Genomic DNA, 346 nt, shown 5'->3' on the forward strand with positions numbered 1-346 from the left:
TGGCTGACGGAAGTTGTGCTAACGAATCTATCATTACCAGAACATGGACATTAACGGATGACTGTGATAATACAACTACACAAGTTCAGACCATTACAGTTCAAGATACAACAGCACCTACATTTACAGTTCCTGAGAGTATTTCAGTTGAATGTGATGTAGATGTAAACGATCTTACTTTAACTGGTGATGTGACTGATGAAGCTGATAACTGTTCAACTGATCTTGAAGCTACATTTACAGATGCACTGGCTGACGGAAGTTGTGCTAACGAATCTATCATTACCAGAACATGGACATTAACGGATGACTGTGATAATACAACTACACAAGTTCAGACCATTAC

Annotated in this window: 1 protein-coding gene; it reads left to right on the top strand. The window is 38.7% G+C overall.

The annotated features are described in order from the left end of the window. Positions 1-346 (top strand): hypothetical protein (locus Q0951_RS17055; RefSeq protein WP_299339538.1); only part of this gene is annotated, 346 nt, incomplete at both ends.

The sequence above is a fragment of the uncultured Psychroserpens sp. genome (assembly GCF_947501425.1).
Lineage (GTDB): Bacteria > Bacteroidota > Bacteroidia > Flavobacteriales > Flavobacteriaceae > Psychroserpens.